Source organism: Marinobacter sp. MMG032 (assembly GCF_040112695.1).
Classification (GTDB): Bacteria; Pseudomonadota; Gammaproteobacteria; order Pseudomonadales; family Oleiphilaceae; genus Marinobacter; species Marinobacter salsuginis.
In genome coordinates, this window is the sequence record NZ_CP157802.1 from 1189080 (window position 1) to 1214675 (window position 25596).

General features: G+C 57.5%; 19 protein-coding genes. 6 read left to right on the forward strand and 13 right to left on the reverse strand.

Features of this window, described 5'->3' with window-relative positions:
- Window positions 1-110: 110 nt before the first annotated feature.
- The 5 genes from ABNF92_RS05515 to ABNF92_RS05535 all read right to left on the reverse strand — a co-directional run bounded on the left by ABNF92_RS05515 (window position 111) and on the right by ABNF92_RS05535 (window position 7631).
- Window positions 111-1199 (reverse strand): acyl-CoA desaturase, encoded by a 1089-nt coding sequence (locus ABNF92_RS05515; RefSeq protein WP_349343689.1) that lies wholly within the window; start codon window positions 1197-1199, stop codon window positions 111-113.
- Between the two features lie 388 nt (window positions 1200-1587).
- Window positions 1588-2253 (reverse strand): response regulator transcription factor, encoded by a 666-nt coding sequence (locus tag ABNF92_RS05520; protein WP_069184146.1) that lies wholly within the window; start codon window positions 2251-2253, stop codon window positions 1588-1590.
- A gap of 44 nt (window positions 2254-2297) precedes the next feature.
- The gene (gene acs, locus ABNF92_RS05525) at window positions 2298-4247 is read right to left on the reverse strand and encodes an acetate--CoA ligase (protein ID WP_136631807.1); all 1950 of its coding nucleotides are present in this window, start codon (window positions 4245-4247) and stop codon (window positions 2298-2300) included.
- A 303-nt stretch (window positions 4248-4550) separates the two neighbouring features.
- Window positions 4551-6086, reverse strand: coding sequence for a fatty acyl-CoA reductase (locus tag ABNF92_RS05530; RefSeq protein WP_349343690.1), 1536 nt, complete (start codon window positions 6084-6086; stop codon window positions 4551-4553).
- A gap of 222 nt (window positions 6087-6308) precedes the next feature.
- Window positions 6309-7631, reverse strand: a complete 1323-nt coding sequence (locus ABNF92_RS05535; protein WP_136631805.1) for a MinD/ParA family protein — start codon at window positions 7629-7631, stop codon at window positions 6309-6311.
- Between the two features lie 206 nt (window positions 7632-7837).
- Between ABNF92_RS05535 and ABNF92_RS05540 the strand changes: the two genes are divergently transcribed.
- From ABNF92_RS05540 to ABNF92_RS05555, 4 genes are all read left to right on the forward strand, one after another.
- Window positions 7838-9823: an HDOD domain-containing protein gene (locus tag ABNF92_RS05540; RefSeq protein ID WP_349343691.1), complete on the forward strand. Its 1986-nt coding sequence runs from the start codon at window positions 7838-7840 to the stop codon at window positions 9821-9823.
- 24 nt (window positions 9824-9847) lie between these two features.
- The gene (locus ABNF92_RS05545; protein ID WP_349343692.1) at window positions 9848-12022 is read left to right on the forward strand and encodes an EAL domain-containing protein; all 2175 of its coding nucleotides are present in this window, start codon (window positions 9848-9850) and stop codon (window positions 12020-12022) included.
- A gap of 233 nt (window positions 12023-12255) precedes the next feature.
- Window positions 12256-12909, forward strand: coding sequence for a class I SAM-dependent methyltransferase (locus ABNF92_RS05550; RefSeq protein WP_136629338.1), 654 nt, complete (start codon window positions 12256-12258; stop codon window positions 12907-12909).
- Between the two features lie 49 nt (window positions 12910-12958).
- Window positions 12959-13966 carry a DUF2156 domain-containing protein gene (locus ABNF92_RS05555; RefSeq protein WP_349343693.1) on the forward strand — a complete coding sequence of 336 codons (1008 nt, stop codon included), beginning with the start codon at window positions 12959-12961 and terminating at the stop codon, window positions 13964-13966.
- Here the strand turns inward: ABNF92_RS05555 and murI are convergent.
- Together murI and nudC are read right to left on the reverse strand one after the other, a co-directional pair.
- Window positions 13944-14807, reverse strand: coding sequence for a glutamate racemase (gene murI, locus ABNF92_RS05560; protein ID WP_349343694.1), 864 nt, complete (start codon window positions 14805-14807; stop codon window positions 13944-13946). The genes ABNF92_RS05555 and murI overlap by 23 nt on opposite strands.
- The gene (gene nudC / locus ABNF92_RS05565) at window positions 14804-15619 is read right to left on the reverse strand and encodes an NAD(+) diphosphatase (RefSeq protein ID WP_349343695.1); all 816 of its coding nucleotides are present in this window, start codon (window positions 15617-15619) and stop codon (window positions 14804-14806) included. The genes murI and nudC overlap by 4 nt, the downstream gene beginning before the upstream one ends.
- A 152-nt stretch (window positions 15620-15771) precedes the next feature.
- On the opposite strand from nudC, the gene plsB reads away from it, so the two are divergent.
- A complete protein-coding gene (gene plsB / locus ABNF92_RS05570; RefSeq protein ID WP_136631305.1) occupies window positions 15772-18240 on the forward strand; it encodes a glycerol-3-phosphate 1-O-acyltransferase PlsB in 2469 nt (822 codons plus the stop codon).
- Window positions 18241-18246: 6 nt separating this feature from the next.
- Here plsB and ABNF92_RS05575 read toward each other — a convergent pair whose 3' ends face one another.
- From ABNF92_RS05575 to ppc, 6 genes are all read right to left on the reverse strand, one after another.
- The gene (locus ABNF92_RS05575) at window positions 18247-19074 is read right to left on the reverse strand and encodes a class I SAM-dependent methyltransferase (protein WP_349343696.1); all 828 of its coding nucleotides are present in this window, start codon (window positions 19072-19074) and stop codon (window positions 18247-18249) included.
- Entirely contained in the window at window positions 19074-19436 is a 363-nt protein-coding gene (locus ABNF92_RS05580; protein WP_069184134.1) for a UDP pyrophosphate phosphatase, read from the reverse strand. Before ABNF92_RS05580 ends, ABNF92_RS05575 begins: the two co-directional genes overlap by 1 nt.
- 133 nt (window positions 19437-19569) lie before the next feature.
- A complete protein-coding gene (gene tsaB, locus ABNF92_RS05585; protein WP_291909775.1) occupies window positions 19570-20265 on the reverse strand; it encodes a tRNA (adenosine(37)-N6)-threonylcarbamoyltransferase complex dimerization subunit type 1 TsaB in 696 nt (231 codons plus the stop codon).
- 34 nt (window positions 20266-20299) lie between these two features.
- A complete protein-coding gene (adk, locus tag ABNF92_RS05590; protein ID WP_069184132.1) occupies window positions 20300-20953 on the reverse strand; it encodes an adenylate kinase in 654 nt (217 codons plus the stop codon).
- 201 nt (window positions 20954-21154) lie between these two features.
- Window positions 21155-22525, reverse strand: a complete 1371-nt coding sequence (locus ABNF92_RS05595; RefSeq protein ID WP_136629315.1) for an HDOD domain-containing protein — start codon at window positions 22523-22525, stop codon at window positions 21155-21157.
- A gap of 76 nt (window positions 22526-22601) precedes the next feature.
- Window positions 22602-25247 carry a phosphoenolpyruvate carboxylase gene (ppc, locus tag ABNF92_RS05600; protein ID WP_349343697.1) on the reverse strand — a complete coding sequence of 882 codons (2646 nt, stop codon included), beginning with the start codon at window positions 25245-25247 and terminating at the stop codon, window positions 22602-22604.
- A gap of 104 nt (window positions 25248-25351) precedes the next feature.
- Here ppc and ABNF92_RS05605 point away from each other — a divergent pair, with 104 nt between their 5' ends.
- The gene (locus tag ABNF92_RS05605) at window positions 25352-25585 is read left to right on the forward strand and encodes a hypothetical protein (protein ID WP_091991508.1); all 234 of its coding nucleotides are present in this window, start codon (window positions 25352-25354) and stop codon (window positions 25583-25585) included.
- The last annotated feature ends 11 nt before the right edge of the window (window positions 25586-25596 follow it).

A 25596-nucleotide genomic window follows, 5' to 3' on the forward strand; every position in this document is an offset into this window, starting at 1 on the left:
CATGGCTCCGCACGGTTTTGGAAACCCGTCCCGCCCCTCACTCCTCAGAGTTAACCGAAACCTAAGCGCGTAGGTCGGATTAGCCATAGGCGTAATCCGACAATACTCGCCTACACACGATTACTTGCGGAAAACCTCTGCTGCAAAGGCAACAAATCAAACACCCTCTCCGGATTATTCGGATCCACCAGCTCCGTCGGTGACTTGTAAACCCGGGGCGTGCTGTACAGCAGCTTCGGCGCCGTACTGTGCGGCATGGCCACATACCGCCCACCATGATTCTCCTCCAGCCAGCGGCGCACACGGGGCGCCATGTTGTGGCCCATTTTCGGGAAGAAATGGTGCTCCACGTGATGACTGAACCGGAAATGCAGCCGATCCAGCAGCGGGTGGCTGCGCAGGCTCATGGAGTTGTCGAGCGGGTTATTGGTCGCCGTTTGCGGTCGCAGGAAATGGTTGGTGAGAATATACCCCTGCCCCAGCGCATTGGCCGCCATGAACGGAACCAGCACGGTAAACACAGCCAGGGGCCCTGACAAAATTGCCAGCACGGCCCAGGCCGCCACACAGGCAAACGACTGCTGGATGGCCTTGCGGCGGTCAAACCCTTTGAACTGCTTCCGCCGCTTCGCCTGAAACCAGAGCACCAGCTGGGCGTGGAAGGTAAAGGAATAAGTCAGGAACAGATAGCTGTACCACGTCCCTGAACCGGGAGCCAGTTTGGTGAACTTCTTCTGCTTCGGGTCCGTCTTGTAACGCCGCAACGTCCCGAAACTGTCCGGGTCCGTATCGCCGGCGTTGGTATTACCGTGATGCACCACGTTGTGCCAACGACGCCAGAACTCCGGCGGCACAATCAACGGCCCGAACCCGAGCCAGCCAAAAAAATTTTGCCAGCGCCGGCTCATCCCCAGCGCCCCGTGCAATACCTCATGGGCAAGCAACGCCTGGCAACCGATGGTATGCCCCACCAGCAACCCAAGCCCCAGATTCGCATACCAGGGCAACCCCGCCAGCAGAATGGTGGCAATGCCACCCCAGATCATCAACTGCAACGGCAGAAACCAGACCACCCGCCAGGTTTGCGGCCTGAACGTATCCGCCGGCAGCTCCTTCTTCATCCTGTCCCTGAGTTCCCGCTCATCAGGCTTACCAAAAACGGCATGACCGAGAGATTCGGGTTGTACGGCAGCGTTCATTTGTCACCTTTGGTTAGTCGATTAAATCCAGTCACAGAATTTCATTTCAGAGTACAACTGTGCGCTGAATTTAACGAACAAAAAGCTCTATAGCAACATATAATCCCCGAAACTGAGAACAAAAATACTGAAACAGGAACGGTCGTACCTATTTAATCAAATTCGAAAGTCGTTCACGGAGTTGAAGTGCAGGGTGCGGAAGAGACCGCGCAGGATGTCTTTGGCCATGGATGGCCAAAGCCAAGCGCACAGGGATGTGCTCGTAGCGTTCCTGCGGGGTCTCTTCCGCACCCTGCACCTCCCGCACCACAACGGACCGAAACAGAAGCAAAAAAAACGGGAGCCCAAAGGCTCCCGCTCATCATCCATTTAACTCAGTAAAACCAGGTCAACTACCAGACAACGACTGATCCGAAGGATCGATCTCCATCTGCTGAATCGCAATCACAGCCTGGGTCCGATTCCGAACCCCAAGCTTCCGGAACACCGCCGTGATATGCGCCTTGATGGTTGCTTCGGAAACATCCAAATCATAGGCAATCTGCTTGTTCAGAAGCCCCTCGGCCAGCATACCCAGCACCCGGAACTGCTGTGGCGTAAGCGACGCCAACTTCTCGGAAAAGTCCGTGGCGTCCGAATGCATCCGCTCGATCTTCTCAGCCACTCCCGCCGGCAACCAGACATCCCCTTCCAGGACCGCCTGAATCGCCTCCGTGATGGTGGGCAACGGCGCCGACTTCGGAATGAAGCCAGAAGCGCCGTAGTCAATCGAGCGGCGCATCACCTGCAACTCCTCCGATCCTGACACAACCACCACCGGCAGCCCCGGGTATTGCCCGCGCATGAACACGAGCCCGGAGAAGCCGTGGGCACCCGGCATATTGAGATCCAGCAGAACCAGATCCGCATCCGGATGCGACTCTACCGCCGCCTGCAGTGCCTTGATGCTGTCGACTTCCACCGTCTCGGCATCGGGCACCGCCTGACTGACCGCCTGCTTCAATGCTGCGCGAAACAGCGGGTGATCATCAGCGACGATAATTGTTTGTGCCATTCAACAAATTCCTTACAGGTACGTGGCCTGGTAACACACAGGCGTTACTGGTTCGCACGACCGCTGATCAGGTCATCGACTACACCCGGATCTGCCAGCGTCGACGTATCACCCAACTGGTCGTGCTCGTTAGAGGCAATCTTACGCAAAATCCGGCGCATAATCTTGCCAGAACGGGTTTTCGGCAGTCCAGGCGCCCACTGGATCACATCCGGCGAGGCAATCGGGCCGATCTCCTTGCGGACCCACTGCACCAGCTCTTTCTTCAGCTCATCAGAAGGCTCTTCGCCATGAACCAGGGTTACGTAGACGTAGATGCCCTGCCCCTTGATTTCATGGGGATAGCCAACGACGGCCGCTTCGGCGACTTTATCATGGGCAACCAGCGCGCTCTCTACTTCCGCTGTACCCAAGCGGTGACCGGACACGTTCAGAACGTCGTCCACTCGGCCGGTGATCCAGTAGTAGCCGTCCTCATCGCGACGGGCGCCATCACCGGTAAAGTACATGCCCTTGTAGGTGCTGAAATAGGTCTGGGCGAAACGTTCATGATCGCCATAGATTGTGCGCATCTGGCCAGGCCAGCTGTCCAGGATAACCAGGTTACCCTCGGTCTTGCCCTCAAGAATATTGCCGTCGTTATCCACCAGTGCCGGCTGGACACCGAAGAACGGAACCGTTGCGGAGCCGGGCTTCAGATCAATGGCGCCGGGCAGCGGCGAAATCAGGATGCCGCCGGTCTCGGTCTGCCACCAGGTATCCACGATCGGACACTTGCTGTTGCCGATAACCCGGTGGTACCACTCCCAGGCTTCAGGGTTGATGGGTTCACCCACGGAGCCCAGCAATTTCAGGCTTTCACGGGTCGTGCCGTTCATGCAGGACTCGCCTTCAGCCATCAGGGCACGGATCGCGGTCGGTGCGGTGTAGAGAATATTCACTTTGTGTTTGTCGACCACCTGCCCCATGCGCGAGCTGTCCGGGTAGTTAGGCACACCTTCGAACAGAACGGTGATGGCACCGTTGGCCAACGGGCCATACAGGATGTAGCTGTGGCCGGTCACCCAGCCAAAATCGGCCGTACACCAGTACACGTCACCCGGGTGATAATCGAACACATACTCGTGGGTCATGGAGGCATAGACCATGTACCCGCCGGTGGTGTGGAGCACACCCTTCGGTGCGCCAGTGGAGCCGGAAGTGTAAAGCATGAACAACGGGTCTTCGGCGTTCATGGGCTCTGGCGGGCAGTCTGCAGAGGCAGACTTCATCAGATCTTCGTAACGCTCGTCGCGGGCGTTATTCCAGGGCACTTCGGAATTACCGGTGCGGGTGACAACCACGACTTTTTCTACATTGGCGGTGTCTTCGTTCTTGAGGGCCGCATCCACGTTCTTCTTCAAGGGAATCTTGCGGCCGCCGCGAACACCCTCATCGGCAGTCACCACGAAACGGGATTTGCCGTTTACAATGCGCGCACCCAGAGCTTCCGGAGAGAAACCACCAAAAACCACAGAGTGGATTGCGCCGATCCGGGCGCAGGCCAGCATGGCGACGGCTGTCTCGACAATCATTGGCATGTAGATGGTAACTACATCACCCTTTTTCACGCCCAGCCCTTTCAGGACGTTGGCGAATTTGCTGGTCTCTTCGTGCAGTTCGCGATAGGTCACGTGACGCGAATCGGCAGGATCATCACCTTCAAAGATAATGGCGGTCTGGTCGCCACGCTTCTCGAGGTGACGGTCCAGGCAGTTGGCAGAGGCATTCAGCTGGCCATCTTCGAACCATTTGATGGACAGATTGTTGTAGTCGTAGGTCGTGTTTTTCACCTTGGTGTAGGGCTTGATCCACTCAAGGCGCTTGCCGTGCTCACCCCAGAAGGTATCCGGGTCATCGACTGACTGGCGATACATTTTTTCGTACTGTTCCCGGTTCAGAAGCGCCTGCTTGGCAACTTCCGGACTTACCGGATATACCTGTTTATCAGTCATTGTGCTCCCCCTTTAGTCAGAGTCTGTTGTCATTGTCGGTTTTGGAATTCAGACGTTGCGGCCTCTCCGGCCCTTTAGACGGATAGTGGTAGTTCACCATGCTAGCCACTACACAATGAATTAGACTAACGTCCTAATCCGCCTGAACTTTTAGCCCAAAAAAGTCGATATCCCGCAAGAAAACAACGGTAAATTGCGCCGAACGAGAAGCTTTCTAAAGGATAGTTCGGTTGGAGCCGATGGCAAACCGGGAAGGGAGGAGGCCGGGTAGAAAAGCCCGGTCTGCGGGACCGGGCTTCGGATTCATGCTGCCTTTTTACGGGCCTTGGCTGAGCGCAGGCTGTATACCTTGCGCTCCTTGAGGGCATAGCGGTTGAGACCTGCAAGGTGAATCTTGCGCAGGTATACCGCCCAGTCAATCTGTCGTGCGTCTACCGGAAACAACACCTTGTCCAGCTCCCCCATCCTGGCGGCCAGGGCCAGCAGGTCGTCATTGCGGAAGATATAGTCCGGCGCGGTATAGAAACCAAAGATGGTTGCCAGGGAGCGGGTGGTATCCAGGTTGCGAAGCACTTTCAGCTCGCGGTTCTGGCCCAGCATACGCAAGACTTTCCCGGTAATGCTCAGGGGAATGCGCACCCCGCCAACAACGGCGTCGAACAACCGGCGGTTCACCGCGATAAAGGGCTTGGTCGGCTGGCGATAGAACAGCTGATCGTATTCTGCGAAGTTGGTTTTGGATTCCGCCATCAGGTGATCAATGAATTGCCCCAGGGAAACCGGGTTAGAGCTGCCACTGCAACATTGGTATATCCGGTGACGGGGAGTATCAGCAATGGCTTCGGCAGCGGCCTGGATGATTGCATTGGCCACCAGATCCACGGGGATCACATCGATAATGCCGGACCGCTTGCCCGGGAATAGCGTAACCTTCTCTCGAGCGTAGGCAAGGATGATCGCGTCGGCCACCTTCACGCCCTCAATCCAGCCCGGCGCGGGCTCCTCGAGTGCGCTCTCGATAATCGATGGACGGACAATGGTCAGGGCACGCCCTGCCAGGGCCTTGAGCAAAAGCTGCTCACCCAACCACTTGGTAAAGGTGTAGGTATCGCTCCAGCCGTAATGGTTGGCTTCACGGATGCCAAGGTCCACCAGCTTCTTTTCAAGCATTTTTCCCGAATAGCGAGAACGAACGTCCGCAATCTTGTCTTCCAGCAGCCGAACCAGTTCCTCGATCTCGTAATAGCCTTCCGTACTCCGGGGGATAGGCTCACCGGCCGGCTTGATTACCGTCTCAGTGATCTGCCCCGAATTCATGCCGTTCACATAACAGGTGGAAACCTGAAGAACCGCCAGGGACTTGTTCTGTCGGGCAAGTTCGGCGACGTTTTCAAGGCACTGCGTATTGATCGCAAGCGCCTTGTCGAGCTCTTCACGGAAATTCACACTGGCGGCGGTATTGATGACCACATCAATACCTCCGGCCAGTTTGCGGAAACGGTCTGCGGACAGGCCAAACAATGGCTCGGTCACTTCCCCGGTCACGCAGTGCACGCGCTCATCGATAAAGGTTTCGAACGCTTCGTTGTCATCCTGGCGCAGCCGATCAAAGACTGACGAGGTCGCGATCTCGTCAAAAAACCGCTCCCGGGCATTGGGATGGCGCTTGTTACCACGGATCAGCAGGTGAATGCCGCCGATGTCAGGGACGGCGCGAATCAGCTTTTCCAGTACCACCTTGCCGAGAAAACCGGTGGTGCCGGTAATCAGAACATGCTTGCCCCTTAGCCGCTCAAGTACTTTGGACGACGCTTCGGGATTCAACTGCTGTGTTGCCATGGGAGAACTCCTTCTCATTTCGATTCGTTGTCGGCGCACACCTGCCAACCAAAGAAAAGTTTGTGAATCAGGTACGGAAGACTCAGTGCATATTGCGGGCCACGATTCAGATTTATGCTCAATCCTTGCACAACTTTATTTACAGAGCGGTGACACACAGCAAAGTTACGCTACAAAAAGTGCTAATAAAATGACGGAAAAGGAGGCAGGTATTTTTACCGGTCAGGAGCGTCCCTGATCATTACCTGAAAGAGACCGCAGGAGCTGATCCAGGGAGATATCCGCCGGCTGCTCCTTCAGCACCCGCACCAGGCGATCCTGCTCGCCAAAGCTGATTCGGTCGTAGAAAGGCTCGCGCAGTACCGGGTGGATCAACTCACGGCTTTGCGGTTCCTGTGCGGGGGGCGAAATCTGGTCCGCCAGGTCACGGAGGTGGATCGCCAGATGACTCTTGCGCTCGGGGCTGAGATTCTCCCACTGGAACGCTCCCAGTCCGGTCTGGATAATCTCGATGACATCACTATCCAGCGTGCTCCCAAGCAGTGCAAAAAGCCGAGTGAATGCTTCATAACGCAGCAGTGGGTCGATCGGTGCTTCACTGAACACCGCCTCAATCTCATCCACGGCCTTCAGGCACCGATGCTTCAGCGATGGCGTCTCGTTCCCGGTTTGAGGTTCGGGCTTGCCCAACGCTTTCGGATTTGCCGATTCCCTTTTTGACACCTTATGCCAGTAAGCCGCAATGCCTGCCTTTCGCCTGGGCAGCTGGGAAAGCCTCACGTCCAGCATGTCGGCAAGGGTGTGGAACTGTCGGCATGAGGGGTCCGACACAGGCAGAAGCGCGACAGGCTTCTGGTTGAGAACCGACTGGCGAAGGGTCTCGTCGCGCCAGATGCCACCCATGTAGTGGAGCGAGATCCCCAGGTGGCGCTGGGCAGCGGCATCCAGACGCTGGAAGACGGACCTGGCCTGGCTGGCCCCCTGGGCCATATTCACAAGAATGCTAGGTATCCGATTGTAGCCCCTGCGCCTGAGCACCTTGATCAGCGAGAAGGCGTCCGTCAGGGACGCGGGATCCGGGGTCACCACCATACAAGCTAGTTCTGTTGCGGCAATCATATGGAGCCCGGCAGCCTGCAGGCCGGCAGCGGTATCGGTAATGACGTAATCGTAACGATTTTCCAGGTTATAGAGTGCCCGCAGGATTCGAAGGCTCTCGGTCGGCCCCATGTCCATGCACTCCTGGACACCGGAGGCCCCTGGTACAATGTGCAGCCCGTAATCGGTCTCAAGGATGACGTCCTCCAGACGACACTCTCCGGCCATCACATTGGCAAGGGTTTTTCTCGGGTACAGGCCAACCATGATGCTGACATTGGCAAGGTCGGTGTCGCCATCCAGCAACAAAACCCGGTTATCCTGCCTTGCCAGGGTGAGCGCAAGATTCAGGGCGACCGAGGTCTTACCCACCCCACCTTTACCGCCAGCAATTGCGATGGTGCGGGGTTGGTTCGAATTGTGCTTGACAGGTTCTCTGGCGTTCATCACCGGTAATCTAGGTCCCTGATTTTTCGGTTTTCAGTATTTTAACCTGTAAAAATTCTACACATATCACGAATCAGATAATATATTGCTTAAAAAAAGAGCAATAAGTATTTAATAACGACGGATTATTGTCTAAGCTCTTTTCGGACAATAAGAATGAACGCTCCGTCAGATACTGACTTTTTCGTCGCACGGCAGGTAAGCCTATGCACATCGCGCCTGATCTACAGCTACCGAGTCTACCGGAGGTGACCCTGCGGGCGCTCGATGCATGCCATCAGGACGACAGCTACCGAAAAATCAGCGAAATTGTCTCTGCCGATACGGCGCTGGTGGCTCGCATACTGGCACTGGCCAATTCCGCCCTTTACGGCCCCTCTACCCCCATTCGATCGGTTGACCAGGCACTCCTCAGACTCGGCACCCGCCGTTTTCACACCCTGGTTCTGACCGCAGCCCTGAGACAGCTGCTGTTCGAGCTGGGCGGCGAGGAATGGCAGCAACTCAGAGACTTCTGGCGCCACTCGCTGACTACCGCACTAACCGCACGGGCGCTGGCAACGCTTACCCGGTATCCGGAGCCAGACGAAGCCTTCATGCTGGGCATGCTGCACAACATCGGCGAACTGATCGCTATTAAAACGCCAGCCACCGAGGCGAAGCAACACTATCTTGATCACCAGTCAGACATTGCCGCCGAACTCGTGGCCTCCTGGGGCCTGGGCCCCATGGCAGCCGATGCCATGCGTTATCAGCAGGCGCTGCCCTCGGAACTCAGGGATGCCGGCCACCTGGTGAAGCTGATCAGTCTCGCAACCCGCCTGGCTCTGTCCGATGCCGCCGGCATTGCAGCGGCAGGCACGGTATTCGGGCTCAACGAAGAACTGACCCGTGAAATCAACCGCCGCATCGGTCATGAAGTCTCCGGCATGGCGGCCTCCATGGGAATCCCGCTGGACGAGGATTACTGTGGCGAAAGTGCCTCTAGGCAGCTGAAACAGACCATTCTTCGTCAAGCCATGGCGAACCAGGCCATCAACCTGGCCGACCTGACCGGTGAAACCGAAAGTATTCTCGCCGAAACCGTCAACAGCCTTACCCTGATCACAGGCCTTCCGGCACTGTGCTTTGGGCACACGGGAGACAATCTCGTGCTCCTGTCCGGCACCATTGGCGACATCCCCGAACTTGCGGTAACTGCCAAGCCAGGCGGGAGTGTTCTCACGGAAGCTTTTATTTCCGGGCTGCCAGTCAGCCTTGGGGAACGTTCACCCACGGTACTGGACCGTCAGTTACTCTCGCTATTACACACACCGTCACTGCTGGCCGTGCCGGTGAAGGGCGGCGACGATTGCCCGGGCGTCTTCGCCCTGGGAACCGACAACGACCATCTACCGACGACTCTGGAACTGGCTGATATCTTTACCCGCCAGCTGTCCTCCGTGCTGGCAAACCGAAATCTTGCGACCGCCAGCGCAGAGGCCGGATCAGAAGGGCTGGATCAGGAAATAGCCCGCGAACGGCTGCGCAAACAGGTGCACGAGGTCAGCAACCCGCTTACCATCATCAGACAATACATTTATCAGCTCCGTGGCAGGCTCGAGGATGCCGGTGTCCAGCAGGAACTGGACGTCATTCGGGATGAGCTGGACCGGGCCGGTAACCTTTTGCTGCAAATGAGTCATACTGACGCCGTGGGATCGGGTGATGAAGGAGTTGAGCTCAATACTGAGCTGGAAAGTCTCGCACGTATTCTTGAAGATAGCCTGTTCAGCTCCGGGAACCGAAATCTGAAGCTATCACTGTGCAGCGAACCAACACGGGTTGCGGCCAGCACCACCCGGATTCGCCAGGTAGTGATCAACCTGGTTCGTAACGCTGCGGAAAGCCTACCCGAGGATAGTGGCACTGTTGAAATTCATACCGCTTCTCCAGTGTGGCAGAATCATCGCACCTGGGTTGAGCTGGAAATCAAAGATACAGGCAGAGGAATACCCGGTGAAATACGGGACACCCTGTTCTCACCGGTAAAAACCACAAAGGGAGAAGGCCACAGCGGTTTGGGCCTGAGTATTGTAAAGCAGCTAGTCGATGACATGGAGGGCATCATAGCTTGTCGGACGGGGCAGGAGGGCACCACCTTCAGGATTTTGCTCCCGGCGGCCAGCCATAAAAAGAACGAGACCGACTGACGCAGAAACAACGGACACAGACCGATGGCACCTGAACAAACTGATCAGCCTTTCAGTCACGGGTTAACGGCACGGATACTGGTAGCGGACGACGAACTCCGTTTGCTGAACACGCTCGCTTCGCTGTTGCGCAGCCGGGGTTACCAAGTGGCGGAAGCCCACGGTGGTCAAAAAGCCTGTGACCTGATTGACGAGGAGACGTTCGATCTAGCGCTGCTGGATCTCAGGATGCCGGAAGTCAGCGGCTTCGACGTCATGGCCCATCTTGCCAATAGCCAACCGGATTGCGGAGTGATTGTCGTCAGCGGCGAGAGCTCCTTCAGTGCCGTGAGCCGAGCCTTGCGGCGGGGTGCCTTGGACTACATTCGCAAACCCTTTGACCCTGAAGAGCTTCTGGCCACCGTTGAGAGTGTTATTGGAAAGAAGTCTCTGCTCGAGGCCCACGAGCATATTCAGATGCGGCTAGAGAAATCCGAGGCCCTGCATCGCTACATCGTTAACAGTTCCCCGGATATCGTGTTTATGCTCGATCACGATGGCCACTTCTGCTTTGTAAACAGCAAGGTCGAGAGCCTGCTCGGATACCAGCCTGCGGAACTCTGTGGCCAGCACTTCCGACACATCCTGGATGACCGTGACGTGACCCGGGGAACCCTGGCCCTGAAGGGCCCCAACATCACCGCGGACAACCCCAGGACCCTGGAAGTTCGCCTGAAAACCCGGGGCAGCCGCCGGGCAACCCGACACTTCGAGATCACTGCCTTTCCAATCGATCCGCAGACCTGGCCCCATTCCGGAACCACCCAGGGCGGCGGAAATGGCAATGGCGCTCGCTACTACGGCACCGCCCGGGATGTCACCGAGCGAAAGGAAGCCGAAGCATTCATCAATTTCCAGGCCTATCACGACCTGCTGACCCGCCTGCCAAACCGGGCTCTTTTCAAGGACCGTCTTGAGCTTGCGATCACCCACGCCAAACGTGGCGGTCAGAAACTCGCCGTTATGTTCCTGGATCTGGACCGTTTCAAGGTCATCAACGATACCCTCGGCCACGCCATGGGTGATCGATTGCTGCAAGCCGTGACCCACCGTCTTGAAAAATGTCTGCGCAAGGGCGATACCCTGTCCCGCTTCGGTGGCGACGAATTCACCCTGCTACTGCCCTCGATCCACAATCACGAAGATGCCAGACAGATCGCCAAGAAGCTGATCGATGCCCTCAGGGCGCCTTTTCAACTGGGTGATCACGAGGTGTTCGTGGGTGTGAGTATCGGTATCGCCATCTTCCCGGAAGCCGGCGAATCCATGGATCAGCTCATCCAGAACGCCGACATTGCCATGTATCACGTTAAAGGCAAGGGCAAGGACGGTTACCGCTTTTATTCCGACAGTATGAGTATCGATACAGCCAACCGTCTTAACCTGGAGCGGGATTTGCGCCTGGCTCTGGAGCGGGACGAGTTGAGGGTGTTTTACCAACCCCAGGTGTGCTCCACAACCAATCGGGTAGTCGGCCTCGAGGCCCTGGTAAGGTGGCAGCACCCCGAACGCGGACTTCTCTACCCCAGAGACTTTCTGCCCCTGGCAGAAGAAACCAAGCTGATCGGCCAGCTCAGCGAACGGGTTCTCAATCAGGCCTGCGAGGATGTTGGCCAATGGATCCGGGCCGGCCATGCCGACCTCCGGCTGGCAGTCAACCTGTCACCCATCCAGGTCGAGCACCCGCGGTTCGTGGAAACCCTCATGCAGCAGGTAAAGGCCCACAACTTCCCGGCCGGCAACCTGGAAATCGAAATCACTGAAAACGTGATCATGAACGATCTTGAGCAGATCTCCCAGAAACTCCGTGAACTGGCAGCTCTGGGTGTCCGGATAGCGATAGACGATTTTGGCACCGGTTATTCCTCCCTGAATTACCTGCACCGACTGCCCATCCATACCCTCAAGGTTGACCAGTCTTTCGTGAAAGCCATCCGCAGCGGCGAAGACGGCGCGTGTATCGTGAATGCCATCGTCGCCATGGCTCACGGGCTGAAGCTGGAGATTGTTGCCGAAGGCGTGGAAACCGACGAGCAACTGGAATACCTTCGAGGCCTGGGCTGCCATCAGGTCCAGGGCTTTTTCTATGGCCCTGCCAGGCCTGCCGTCGAAATTTCCAGAACCCTGGGCACCACGAGAGCCAAAGCCGCATCATTCTGATAGACGATTATTTATTGTCTGACACTCCGATATAAAACCGCGATCTGGTTTGCAAAGTATTGCGATACGTTACTTTATGTATCCGGAAATGCGCATTACTGCACATATTTCTCCCACCCTGTTCTCTAAGCTCGAATCCATAGGCGCTAATCACCGGAATGTCCGACATTCTCGGACCAATAACGATAAAAACGGTGACGGCATCCAAGGAACAAGAACAGGCAGCAGTCATCATGCGCGACAAGTACAAGTATATTGGTCCCGTCTACGATTTCCTGAGCAACCTTTACAGCGGAAAAAACATTCACCGCTGCAAGACAGCGATGCTGGACGTTGAAACCGTGCAGCCAGGGGACAAAATACTGTTTGCCGGGGTCGGCCACGGCCGGGATGCCATTCGGGCTGCGGAACTTGGCGCCGATGTGACTGTAGTCGACCTGTCCGAAACCATGTTGCGAAAGTTTGCCGAGGCCCAGGAAAAAGAAGCGCCACACCTGACCATCCGCCGTATCCACAGCGACATCATGAAGGTGGATGAGTTCGAGCAGTACGATATGGTCGTAGCCAATTTCTTCCTCAATGTATTTGATGAAGACATGATGGTCCGGGTCCTTGAGCACCTGATACGTCTGGGCAAAGCAGACGCCCGCGTGGTTGTTGGCGACTTTTCCTACCCCACGGGCAACCTGCTTTCCCGAATGTTCAAAAAGCTCTACTGGTACATGGCAGTCTTCATCTTCTGGCTGTTCGCCAACAACGCCTTCCACAAAATCTATAACTATCCCGAGCACATGCAGCGCCTGGGCCTTCAGGTCACCGATAAGAAGCACTTCAAGCTTCTGAACATGAACTGCTACTGGTCCATCCTCGGACGCAAGCAGGCCTGAACACCTTCGCTAAAGAGTCACCCAACAAAAACAAACAGGGAGCAGCAGCATGTCGGATCAGATCCTCGCACTGGACAGGGTTGGCACACTGGAAAGTGGCTCATTCACGTTTACCGAGCGGGTCGGATTCCTGAAGAAGTATGGAACCCACTCCCAGTCGTTCTCGACGCTGCAACCGGGCATGCAGTATTTCGATGTACCGGGCATGGGCTACATCGCCTACATGCGCAAATGGGGTGCGACCTTCGTGCTCTCTGATCCGGTCTGTGCCCCCGAAGACTTTGGCAGCCTGCTGGAGAGCTTTCACCAGAAATTTCCCAATGCCAGCTACATACAGGTATCCAAGTCTGTGGTCGATTTTCTCCATCTGCGCTTCGGCCTTTACGGCACACAGTTCGGCAGCGAGTCCCGCATTGATTTGAGCAAGTGGTCCCTGAGCGGAAAGAAGAAACAGATTCTCCGGACCGCACTGAACCAGGCTGAGAAAAACGGCATTACCGTCAAGGAACGGTTCAGCGACGACCACACCCGTGAGATCTCCGAAGCCTGGATTCGAACCCGGAAATGCAAAAGCAATGAAATCCGTTTTCTGATCCGTCCCATGGAAATGGACTATCGGGAAAACGAACGGCATTTCTACGCCTACCAGGACGGCAAAGCCGTCGGGTTCATATATTTCGACCCGATCTATCGGAATAACGAGATCATCAGCTATGTGCCCAATATCTCCCGGGCCAATGCCGATTTCCGACAGGGCATTTTCTATACCCTTATGGCTCATGCGATGGAAGTGTTCAGGGCCGAGGGCGTACCCTATCTGGATCTGGGTCTGATTCCCCTGTCACTGGATTCGGCTACGGAACATCAGGAGAGCCGGCTGCTGAAGCGCCTTCTCCACGGGGTCTATGAGAAGGGTAATTTCCTTTACAACTTCAAGGGCCTGGAGTTCACCAAGTCGCGTTTCCGGGGCGAGAATTTCAAAACCTACTGTTGTCACAAACGATCGATCCCGGCGCTGGAATTCTTCGCTATGTTCAAGCTGACCCGGTTGCTGTAGCCCCCGACGCTCCGCTGGGCCAGCCTTCATTGAGCTCTTTGGGCGCCAGTCCAAGTCCCGTCATGAAGGCTGTGATTCCGTCAGGCGCCAACCCTGAAAACAAAGCTGCGATCACGGGGCACTCCCCTTCCCTGCACATCTGGACTTCTACCAACGCACGTTGCCCCGCCTGATCCAGCAGCCAGGCCACCCGCCGTGCAATAGCCTCTCCCGAGTCCACCCAGAAACGAACCGACGGCAAACTCTGCTTCAGGCTCTCCAGCAATAGTGGATAATGAGTGCAGCCGAGAACCACCGTGTCCACATCCGCTTCCCGGAAAGGCTTCATTGCCTCTTCTAGCTCCTCAAGAGGGACCTCGATACCAGAAACCAGGTCTTCCGCCCAGCGCACCAACCCCGGATGGCCAATACGTTCTACCCGGCAATCGCCGGCAAATTCCTCGACCAGCCTGTCGAGGTACGGTCTGCGAACTGTTGCCGGTGTTGCCAACAACCCCAGCCGCCGGTTAATCGTCTTTGCCGCCGCCGGCTTGATGGCGGGCACTACACCCACAACCGGCACCTTTGTCATGGCCCTTAAATGGGGTAAAACCACCGTGCTGGCCGTGTTACAGGCCACCACGATAACGTCCGACGGGTAAAGCGCCAGGGCTGAATTAATCAGTGCGCAACAGCGATCAATCACGACTGTTTCGGATTTGTCGCCGTAGGGGAAACCTGCGTTATCCGCCAGGTAGACGAGCTCCAGCCCGGGCAAATGCCGGTGAATACAGGCTGCGACGCTCAGCCCACCCACGCCGGAGTCGAACACCAATACCCTTGGAGGCCCCTGCTCGTTCAAACCGGAATGCCTCCCCGGGAAATCTCATTTTCCATGGCCCGGATAAGGCGGCCAGAAATCGTGGTTTCCGGCGGCACCGGTGGCGTATCACCGGGCAGGAACCAGTCAGCATCGGCAAGTTCGTCTTCCTGGAGTACCAGTTCCCCTCCCGCGTAGTCGGCAAAGAAGCCGACCATCAGCTGATGGGGGAATGGCCAGGGTTGCGAGGCGTGATAGCGGATGTTGGTGACATCCAGTCCGGTCTCCTCTTTCACTTCACGGTGCACGGCGCCCTCAAGACTTTCCCCCGGCTCGACAAATCCGGCAATGAGGCTGTAAAAGTGCCGCTTGACCCTTGAGGACCTGGCGAGCAAAAACCGATCCTCCCTGCGTATGACCACGATCACGCAGGGCGCCAACCTCGGATACCAGGGAATGCCGCAAGGGTCGCACCATTTGGCCCGTTCCCGGGGATGAAAACCGGTTTCCTGTCCACAGCGGCCGCAATACCGGTGGTCTCGCCACCACTGCCAGACCTGGAACCCGGTACTGAGCATATCCGCAGGCGCGTCGCTCAGCATCAGCAAAGCATCCCGAAGCGGAATCACCTCCTGGTCACCAAGGCCAGACTCCGGTAATTCGGTAACAAACAGGTCCCGGCCGTCGTAGCTGCCCAGTGACACTGACTCGGGCAACCCGCCCTCGAAAAGATCGCTGTCGCCGGAATGCAGCCAGCCGTTTTCAGCCTTGACCACTCCAGACCCCGACAAGGCGAGGATCAGATCGCTTTTTTCTGGCCGCCGGGTTGTCCAGCCGGGTATCCACTGAGTCATTGCGACCACCATTCGATGAATCAACTGGGTGATAAAAAGATGAGTCCGAAATGTACCACATTGCTGCACCGGCCAAGAATGAAAGCTCGACTTTCCGCCCTGTACTCAACCAAGTAAACTTGGCACCTGTTTATTCAACGGAGTTGCACTTTATGCGTCTTTACCAGGGCATTCGCAGCCTGATCCTGACCCTTTTCCGCAAGATACTGTTCATCTGGGTCCGGACCGATGTCAGCGGCAACAGCGTTGACGCCCTCGCCCTGGATCCCGACAAACCGGTCTGCTACGTGCTGCAATACAGCTCCCTTTCCAGCCGTCTGGTTCTCGAGCAGGAAGTCATCCGGGCGGGACTGCCGGGCGCCTCCGAAGCACTCCCCGTGAAAAATGGCCCATCCCACTCCTTCTTTTTTCTCTATCGCCGGATTGGTGGTTTTTTCCGAGGTCGCCAGGCTCCGGCACCTACGAACGAATTCCAGGCACTGGTGCGCTATGGTCTGGAACACCCGGACCAGGATGTCCAGATTGTGCCTGTTTCCCTGTTCTGGGGCCGCTCCCCTGACAAGGAGAAATCCCTGGTCAAACTGCTGCTGTCTGATACCTGGTCCATTGCCGGCCGGCTTCAGAAGTTCCTGATCATCATGGTTCACGGCCGCAATACCTACGTGCAGTTCAACCAGCCGCTTTCGCTAAAGCAGGTTATCGATGAATACCGACACAGCGAGGAGCGCGCCAACCGCAAGCTGGCACGGATTCTGAGAACCCACTTCCGCCGCGTTCGCCAGGCCGTTCTGGGCCCAGACCTCTCCCATCGTCGTACTCTGGTGGCAGGGCTGGTGCGCACTCAGGCAGTCAAGGAGGCCATCAGGGAGACCGCAGCCAAAGACGACATCCCGCCGGAAAAAGTACGTGCCAAGGCTTACAAATACGCGGACGAAATCGCCGCCAGCATGTCCATCGTCACCATCCGCTTCCTTGAGGTGGTGCTGTCATGGCTGTGGAACCGGATCTACAACGGTATTGCCATCAACAATATCCGGGTGGTGAAAGAAGTCGCCCAGGACAACGCGGTGGTATACGTGCCTTGCCACCGGTCACACATCGACTACCTGCTGCTGTCCTACGTGCTTTACAAGAATGGCCTGATGCCGCCGCACATCGCGGCAGGTATCAATCTCAACATGCCCATTGTCGGACCGATCCTGCGCCGTGGCGGGGCCTTCTTCATGCGCCGCAGCTTCAAGGACAATCCCCTGTACGCTACCGTTTTCAATGAATACATGCATGTGATGTTCTCCCGCGGCTATTCCGTGGAGTATTTTGTCGAGGGTGGTCGCAGCCGCACGGGTCGGATGCTTCAGCCCCGGCCAGGCATGCTGGCAATGACCGTTCGCAGCTTCCTGCGCGACCATCGCAAACCCATTGTGTTCGTGCCCGTTTACATTGGCTATGAAAAGGTTATGGAAGGGCGCTCCTACCTGGGCGAACTTCGCGGCAAGAAAAAAGAGAAAGAGAGCGTCTTCGGCCTGGCCAAGACCGTCCGCAAACTCAGCAACTCCTTTGGTCGCGTCGCGGTAAACTTCGGCGAGGCCATCCATCTGTCCGAGGTTCTCGACGACGTAAACAGCAGCTGGCGAGACGAGGCCTACGACGCCGAGTATCGTCCCAAGTGGCTCAACAGCGCGGTTTCAGAACTGTCGTTCCGGGTGGCGTCCAGCATTAACGCCTCTGTTGCCGTCAACCCGATCGGCATGACCGCAACGGTGCTGCTGGGTACCGAACGACTGGCGATGGATGAGGGCCAGTTGATCCGCCTGATGGATCAATACGCAGCCCTGCTCAAGGCCTTCCCCTACGCGGAAACGGTGACCCTGCCCGAGGGCTCGGGCAAAGACTGGGTCGCTTACTGCGAGGGTATGGGTCTGATCAGCCGGCAGCCGCAAAAGCTCGGCGATATCATTGCCCTGGAGGGCAGCAACGCGATCCTGATGACCTACTACAGGAACAACATCCAGCACCTGTTCGCACTGCCCTCACTGATTGCCAGCCTGTTTGAAAACAAGGATTCACTGGGGCGCGACAAGATCGTCTTCCTTGCCAGCGTGGCCTACCCCTACCTTCAATCCGAGCTTTTCCTGAAGTACCAGCCGGATGAAGCCAGAAACGTGATCAATCAGTGGATTGATGTTCTTATTGAACAGGGCCTGCTAAAGCCCCTGGACGATGACCGGATCGGACGACCAGAGGAAGGCACCGAAGCCATGCTCAGGCTCAGGGTGCTGTCCCGCTTTATCATCCAGACGGTCGAGCGCTACCACATTGCCCTGGGCATTCTGCGCAAGTACGGTTCGGGCAAGATCAGCGCCGCCGAACTGGAAGAGCAGAGCGCCCTGCTCGCCGAACGCATGTCCATCCTGTTCGGTCTCAATGCACCGGAATTCTTTGACAAGAGCCTGTTCCGGAACTTCATTGCCAATATGCAGAACAATGGTGTGATCACCACCGACGATAATGGCTTGCTGTGCTACGGGGAAGGGCTGGATGAGGTGGCTGATGATGCCCGTCTGGTGCTGAGCGTCGAGAAGCGACAGGCTATCCAGCAGGTTACCATGATGGGCGCCTGACGGCGCTCACCGGGACGGCAGCGCCCGAATCGAATACACGTCATAGCGGCTACTTTTGCCTTCCACGCGGGTGGTCGGCTCCGGTCCTTCAATCGCCGGCGCCTTACGGGGCCGCTTCACCACCACCCGGTAACGAGCATGCTCGAGCGCGCTCGCCAGCAATTGTCCGGAATCTTCGTCGTCACCCACGATGGTGCGAAACACCTGCATTTCTTTTTTTACCAGGGCCGACTTGTCTCGATGTGGGAACATCGGATCCAGATAGACAACGTCCGCGGCTTCGATTTCACTTTGTGCCAGCCACTCAATACTGCTGCCTTCCAGCAGCCGCATGCGCTCGACAATGGCGGCGCAATCCACGTTCATCGCTGCCCGCGCCAAACCGTCGGCCAACAGCGCATGAATAACCGGATTGCGTTCGAACAATGTGACCCTGCAGCCAAGGCTGGCGAGAACAAAGGCATCCTGGCCCAGTCCCGCCGTTGCATCAACCACATCCAGGGTGGCTCGGGTTTTCTGCAGGCCAACCGCCTTGGCCACCAGTTGGCCCGCGCCACCACCATGCTCACGCCGGTACCCCATTTTTCCGGTAACGAACTCTGCACGAACTGGCCCTGGCGCACCTTTGCCGGTGACCTGCAGGCCAAGGCCCAGCTCATCAAGAAATAGTAAAACCGGGAAGTCCGTGACATCTCTTGGGCGAACAACACCCAGGTTAGTCAGCCCAAGCGATTGGGCCAGACTTTCGGCCTGGACTCGGTCGCCAAGTGCACTGTGGGCAACAGCGATGGTGCTGCAAAGGGCAGAGGGTTCGGGCGAGGAGGAGTCAGGCATCAGACCAGAATATCAATCCCGGCCAGGCTACCATCGCCGCCTGCTTCCTGACCGGCAGCGGCTACAGAGGCAAATGTGGAGAGAGCCCTAGCGGCTGGCAGCGAGACCTCGTCGGCACGGAAACGCTCCAGACGGGCGTCTTCGGCGGCACGACGGGCCTCAACACGGCGCTCGAGGCTTTCGGTCGCATTGCGTTCGCTGACAATGCCCTGGCGACCATCGGCGAGGTCACGGCGAGCCGCATCGGGTGTTTTCTCCGGCGTTGATGCAGGCGCCCGGGCCGTATCACTGCGCTCCCGGACAGGGCTGTTGTTGCCGGTCTGGAAATTGAAATTGTTACCCGGATTAATACCGCCAATCATGTTCAGATACCGCTGGCCGGATGACAGGAAAACGTGAACCGAAAGTATGAAAGATTATCTTGAGGAAGAAAAGGTGGATGATCACTTTTTACCCAGCCTGGCGTTCCGGGATTCGCGAAGACAGCCGGTGAGACTATCGGCCAGGCAGTTTTTTCCAGGCCACTTCATCCCTGATGTACACCGGTTGAGCCTGCTCCGCTGACACCGTCTTCCCCTGCTCGTATGCATTCGCCGCAAGACGCGCTACCCAGGCAGCACGAAGTACCAGAGTCTCATCTACGTTATCAACACTCTCAGATACCTCCACCGGCATTGCGGAGCGATACTGCCAGCCCGGACCAGCTCCGCACCAGCCTTCAGTGGCGGCGGGCAGGCTAACTGCCTCCGGCGGACAGACCTGTTCCGGAGCCAGAGCCACCGGCAGTCCTGAACGGGCAGCAAAACACCCCCAATAAAGCTCTCCCATACGCGCGTCGAATGCCACCGCAATGCCGCCGTTCTCGGGAATATCCATGCTATCAATGGCGCCCAATGCAACCGCCTCCAGTGACGACACGGGCACCACCGGGATATCCAGCCCCCAGGCAAGCCCCTGCACGACACCGGTTGCGATTCTCACGCCAGTGAAAGATCCGGGGCCGCGGGCGAACGCCAGGGCATCCAGCTCGGCCGGGGCCAGATTTTTCTCTGCCAGCAGTTCCCGCACCATTGGCATCAGCAGCCGGGTGTGGCCTCTGGGGGCAAGCTCGAAGCGTTCGGAGATCTCGCCATCAACAAGAAGGGCTGCCGAGCAGCCCTCTGATGACGTATCCAATGCCAACAGTTTCACCGGTGTGAAAACCTCAGGTCAGGATGCCAATAATTTACTTGAGTTCTGAAAGGATCTGGTCGCGAATGCTGTCAAGGCTGCCAACGCCTTCCACGCGAACATATTTCGGCGCGGCTGCAGGGTCTTTCGAAGCCCAGTCCTGGTAGTAGCCGACCAGCGGTGCGGTCTGGTCGTGATAGATCTTCAGACGCTTGCGAACCGTCTCTTCCTTGTCGTCCTCGCGCTGAACCAGAGGTTCACCGGTTTCATCATCCTTGCCCTCAACTTTGGGCGGATCGTATTTCACGTGGTAGATGCGACCGCTGCCTTCATGTACTCGGCGACCGGACAGACGACTGACGATTTCCTCGTCATCGACGGCAATTTCAACCACATAATCAATGGCAATCCCCTGCTCTTTCAAAGCCTCGGCCTGGGGAATCGTGCGGGGAAAACCATCCAGCAGGAAACCGTTCTTGCAGTCCGGCTGCTGGATGCGCTCCTCGATCAGCGCAATGATGATGTCGTCCGACACCAGCCCGCCCGTTGCCATGACTTCCTTGACCTGCTTGCCCAGCTCGGACTCCGCCTTTACCGCCGCGCGCAGCATGTCACCGGTGGAGATCTGGGGAATATCAAACCGTTCCGTAATGAACTGGGCCTGAGTCCCCTTGCCTGCGCCCGGTGCGCCTAACATGATGATTCGCATAACGCTGTGCTCCCGTTTTAGTCATTATCATTTGAAAAGCTGTGGCAAAAACCTCTGCCTTTGCGACAGCCTCTCCTGCACGGAACAGGTGTCAGCCGGAAACGGCGAAGGCGCATTATACGAAGTCAGCCACGTCAGAGAAAGTCGACCTCCGTATCATGCACCGGAAGTGCGCATTTCCCAGCGAATACAGACAGGGTGTCAGGATGACAGGGAATTGGCCAGTGCGTCCAGATCGGGAGCAACACGCTCCAGTTCGGCGTTCAGTTCTTCCACAACGTCCGGCTGCAGCCCCAGGCCTTCCAGCAGAGAGGGCACATCATCGGGGTTAAACTCATCGCCAATACCGCGATCCTTCAGAAGGGCATTCGCCAACTGAACCATGAGGACGTAGTTCTCATGCTCACCATGGTAACCTGACTGCTGATGAACACCGGCCGCCTTGACCACCGGATCCGGCAGTTGCCACAAACGGTGGAGTATTCCGCCAATGGCACCATGGCCAACCGACAGGATTTCCTGCCCATTGCCCTGTCCGAAGACCTGTTGTTCGAGAGAGTGCATGCTGGCTTCGGGATTGGCCTCGCGAAGCTCATTGAGTTCATCGAATTCGGCCGGGAAAAGATGCCCCACCAGCAACAGGCCGAAGTTGTGCAACAGACCGCACAGATAACCCAGTCCTTTCTCGGCGCCGCATCGCGGAGCAATGATCTGGCACAGGAACGCGCAATACAGCGAGTGGCGCCAGAAATTGTCCATACCCAGCATCCCCTGGCGAGGCACCTCAAAGGCGCGAACGGAGGCAATGCCCAGGGCGATATGTGCCACGCGATCAAAGCCCAGAACACGGGTAACCGCTTCCTGGACCGAGTTGATCTGGCCGGGATAATTGAACAGTGCAGACCGGGCATAGCGCATGATCTGGGCGGTCAGGCTCGGGTCAAACTCGATCAGCTCGGCAAGCTCCCGGGCGGTGGCATCGGTATTGGCGGTCAACCGCAGAATGCGCAGGGCGAGAGCCGGCATTGGTGGCAACCGGTAGAGTTTCTGAAGCTTGTCGGCCACTTCCTCGAGCGTCAGGGCCTCGCGGTTACCATTGCCCGGCCCCCGGATAACCAGGTGGCCTTCCCTGGCGCCTGCCAGCGCCAACCGGAGTGAGCGACCATCCATCTGTATCAGCGAATGATCGGTACCACTGGAGAACACGACCTGATCCGCGAGTATCACATCCTCATCCACGATCACGGGCAGTTCATAGGCCTGCCCGATGGGCGGCGTGAAGCCGGGGTCGCAATCCCCGAACAGCCGCATGGTCTGCCGTGCGGTAAGTGGCTGGAGGCGCCGGCCGGTCAACTGGTGAACGGCATCCGGATCAAGGGAACTATCGAACTTGTGCACTGCCATCACGACACCGGTAATGTCGATCAGGAGAGTGGCTTGAATGAAGGCATCCTGCGACAGTCCCGAGGCCATAACTGCCGCATCGAGGCTGGTCACCTGGTCAATCGGCAACTCCCGATAGCTGATGCCCTTGCGGGCAAGAAAACGTTCCAATCGTGCAGCCAGAGCCACAGCTTACTCCCTTCGTTCGTTGTCAGCGGCCAGGCTACCCGGCCTTTGCCAGCACTATTTTCGACACCTGTATTGATCAGCCGGTGTTGCGCATACCTGCTGCGATACCCGCCATGGTGACTTTGAGGGCGCGCTCCACCAGTTCGGGAACCTCGCCCTTGCCCTCACTTTCCCGATCTCGTCGCAGCAGCTCGGCCTGCAGGTAGTGCAATGGATCGGTGTAGGGGTTGCGGACTCGCATAGAGTGCGCGAACACGGGCTCCGCCTCAAGCAGATCCGTTTGCTCCTTGAGTTCCAGAAGCCGCTCGATGCACCCCTGGAGCCGGGTTCGAAGGCTTTCACCCAGGGCTTTCAGTTGGTCATCATCAAGCAGGGTCTGTTCATAATAACTCGCGATCCGCAGATCCGCCTTGGCCAGTACCATTTCCAGCATGTCGACGTAGGTGCGGAAAAACGGCCAGCCCTGCATCATCTCCCTCAGTACCGGCAACCGGTTATCGCGGGCCGCTTCCTCAAGCGCCACGTCGCTGCCAAGCCAGCTGGGCAGCATCAGCCGCATCTGGGTCCAGGCGAAGATCCAGGGTATTGCCCGCAGGCTTTCCACGCCGCCGGTGGCCTTGCGCCGCGCCGGTCGGCTGCCCAGCGCCAGCTTGCCCAGGGCCTGCTCGGGTGTAACCTGACGGAAATAAGGCACGAAATCCGGATTCTCACGAACCACATCGCGGTAGGCTTTCAGGGAGCGTTCGGTGAGCCAGTCCATGGTCTCACGCCAGCTGTCCTCCGGTTTGGGTGGCGGAGCCAGTGTGGCTTCAATGACGGCGGTGGTGTAGAGCGTCAGACTTTGAACAGCCAGCCGGGGCAAACCGAACTTGAAACGAATCATCTCCCCCTGCTCGGTGATCCGGAAACTGCCGTTAACCGAGCCCGGCGGCTGGGACAGAATTGCCCGGTTGGCAGGCCCACCGCCTCGGCCAACGGTGCCGCCCCGACCGTGGAACAGGGTCAGATGGACCCCATACTGGCGGGCGACCTGGGTAAGTTTCTCTTGGGCCTGATACTGGGCCCACGCCGCCATCAGCTGACCCGCATCCTTGGAGGAATCCGAGTAGCCGATCATCACTTCCTGACGGCCCTGGCAATACTCCCGGTACCATTCAACCTCGTACAGAGCCGACATGCTGTCCGGCGCGCCACGCAGGTCGTCCAGGGTTTCAAACAGAGGGACGACCCGCATCGGAAACTTCATCCCCGATTCCCGCAGCAGCAGAATCACGCTCAACACGTCGGAGGGCTTGCTGGCCATGCTAATCACGTAGGAGCCGAGAGCTTCCGGGGTTTGTTGCGCCACTACCTCGCAGGTCGCCAGCACCTCCGCAACGGATTCAGAGGGCTCCCAATTGCGTGGGACCAGCGGACGTCGGCCCTGTAGCTCCTGCACGAGGAACGCCTGACGCTCCTGTTCGGACCAGGACAGGTAATCCCCCAGGCCGAGGTAGTCGACCATCTCGGCGACGGCCTCGGCGTGGCGGCTCGCTTCCTGGCGAATGTCCAGTCGGATCAACGGCAGGCCGAAGGTATGTGCCCGCCGGATGGTATCCAGCAGAGGGCCGTTGGCAATATCTTCCAGCCCACACTCAACCAGGGATCGATAGCAGAGCTCCAGGGGGCCGGTGAAATCCTCATTCTCAAACAGGATCCCGCTGGCGTCCGCGGTTTCGCCATTGACGCTCGCCTCGGCCCAGTCCCGGGTTTTGATCAGCCGTTCGCGAAGTTCGGCGAGCACATGGCGATAGGGTTCCCGGGAATCACCGACAACTGCCTTGAGTTCGTCGCTTGCCTGCCACATGGACAGTTCCGCCCGCAGCGCCTGAATATCACGAAGGTAGAGATCCGCTGCCATCCAGCGGCCAAGCAGGAAGACCCGGCGGGTGACCTTATGGGTAACGTTCGGATTACCATCGCGATCACCGCCCATCCAGGATGCAATCCGGATGGGGGATGCCTGCAGGGGCAGGCCCTTCCCGGTGGCGTCCTGCAAGGAAGTATCCAGGCTTCTCAGAAATTGGGGCAGTGCCTGCCACAGACTGTTTTCTATAACCGCAAAGCCCCACTTGGCCTCATCCACTGCGGTTGGTCGCTCATGGCGAATTTCGTCGGTGTGCCACGCTTCCGTAACCAACTGGGACAGGCGGGTAACGATCTCCTCCCGCTCGGCCGGCATCAGGTCGTCATGGTCCAGCCGTGCCAGGCAGTCCGACATTTCGTCGTATTTCATGATCAGGGTGCGCCGGGCCACTTCAGTAGGGTGGGCCGTAAGGACGAACTCGATGCGCAGGTCCGCGACCCTCTGATGAAGTTCTTCCGGCGTCACATCGCCCTGCTTCAACCGCTCAAACACTTCACCGAGAGATTCCACCATCAGGTCTGACTGATGGCCGCGCTTGCGACGGATGCCATGGTATTGCTCGGCCAGGTTGGCCAGGTTCAGAAACTGGTTGAACGCCCGGGTAACCGGAAGCAGTTCATCATCGCTCAACTTGCCCAGCAGGTTTACAAGCCGCTGCCCGGATCCGCTTTCCTGGCGGCGATCTGCCTTGGCCGCCGCACGGATTTCCTCGATCAGTTCATAGCAATCCTGTCCTGGATACCGCCGTATGCTCTGGCCAAGCAGTTCGCCCAGCATTCGTACGTTTTCTCGGAGTTCGGGATGAAGCTCAGTCACATTGACGTCCTTTTGAATTGACGGAGGCGAAGTAAACTTACGATACTAAGGAACAGTCGAGAAAGTCTATTGGCGATTCAAGCCTGTAGCTGCAAGGAGTCATCATGAAGGTCACTGATTTGCCCAAACACTGGGAGAAGCAAAAAGAGCCCGTGGAGCGCACGCACGATTACAATCTGCGCCTGCCGCTGGAAGATGCCGCACGCGTGGCCGCACTGGCGGAGCTTTACCCGGATCGCAGCGAGAGCGACATTCTGAACGATATGATTGGCGCAGCGCTGGACGATCTCGTTCGCCAGAGCCCGCTGAAGGACAAGCTGGAAGGGAAAGACAAGTAAGAAACGAGGGG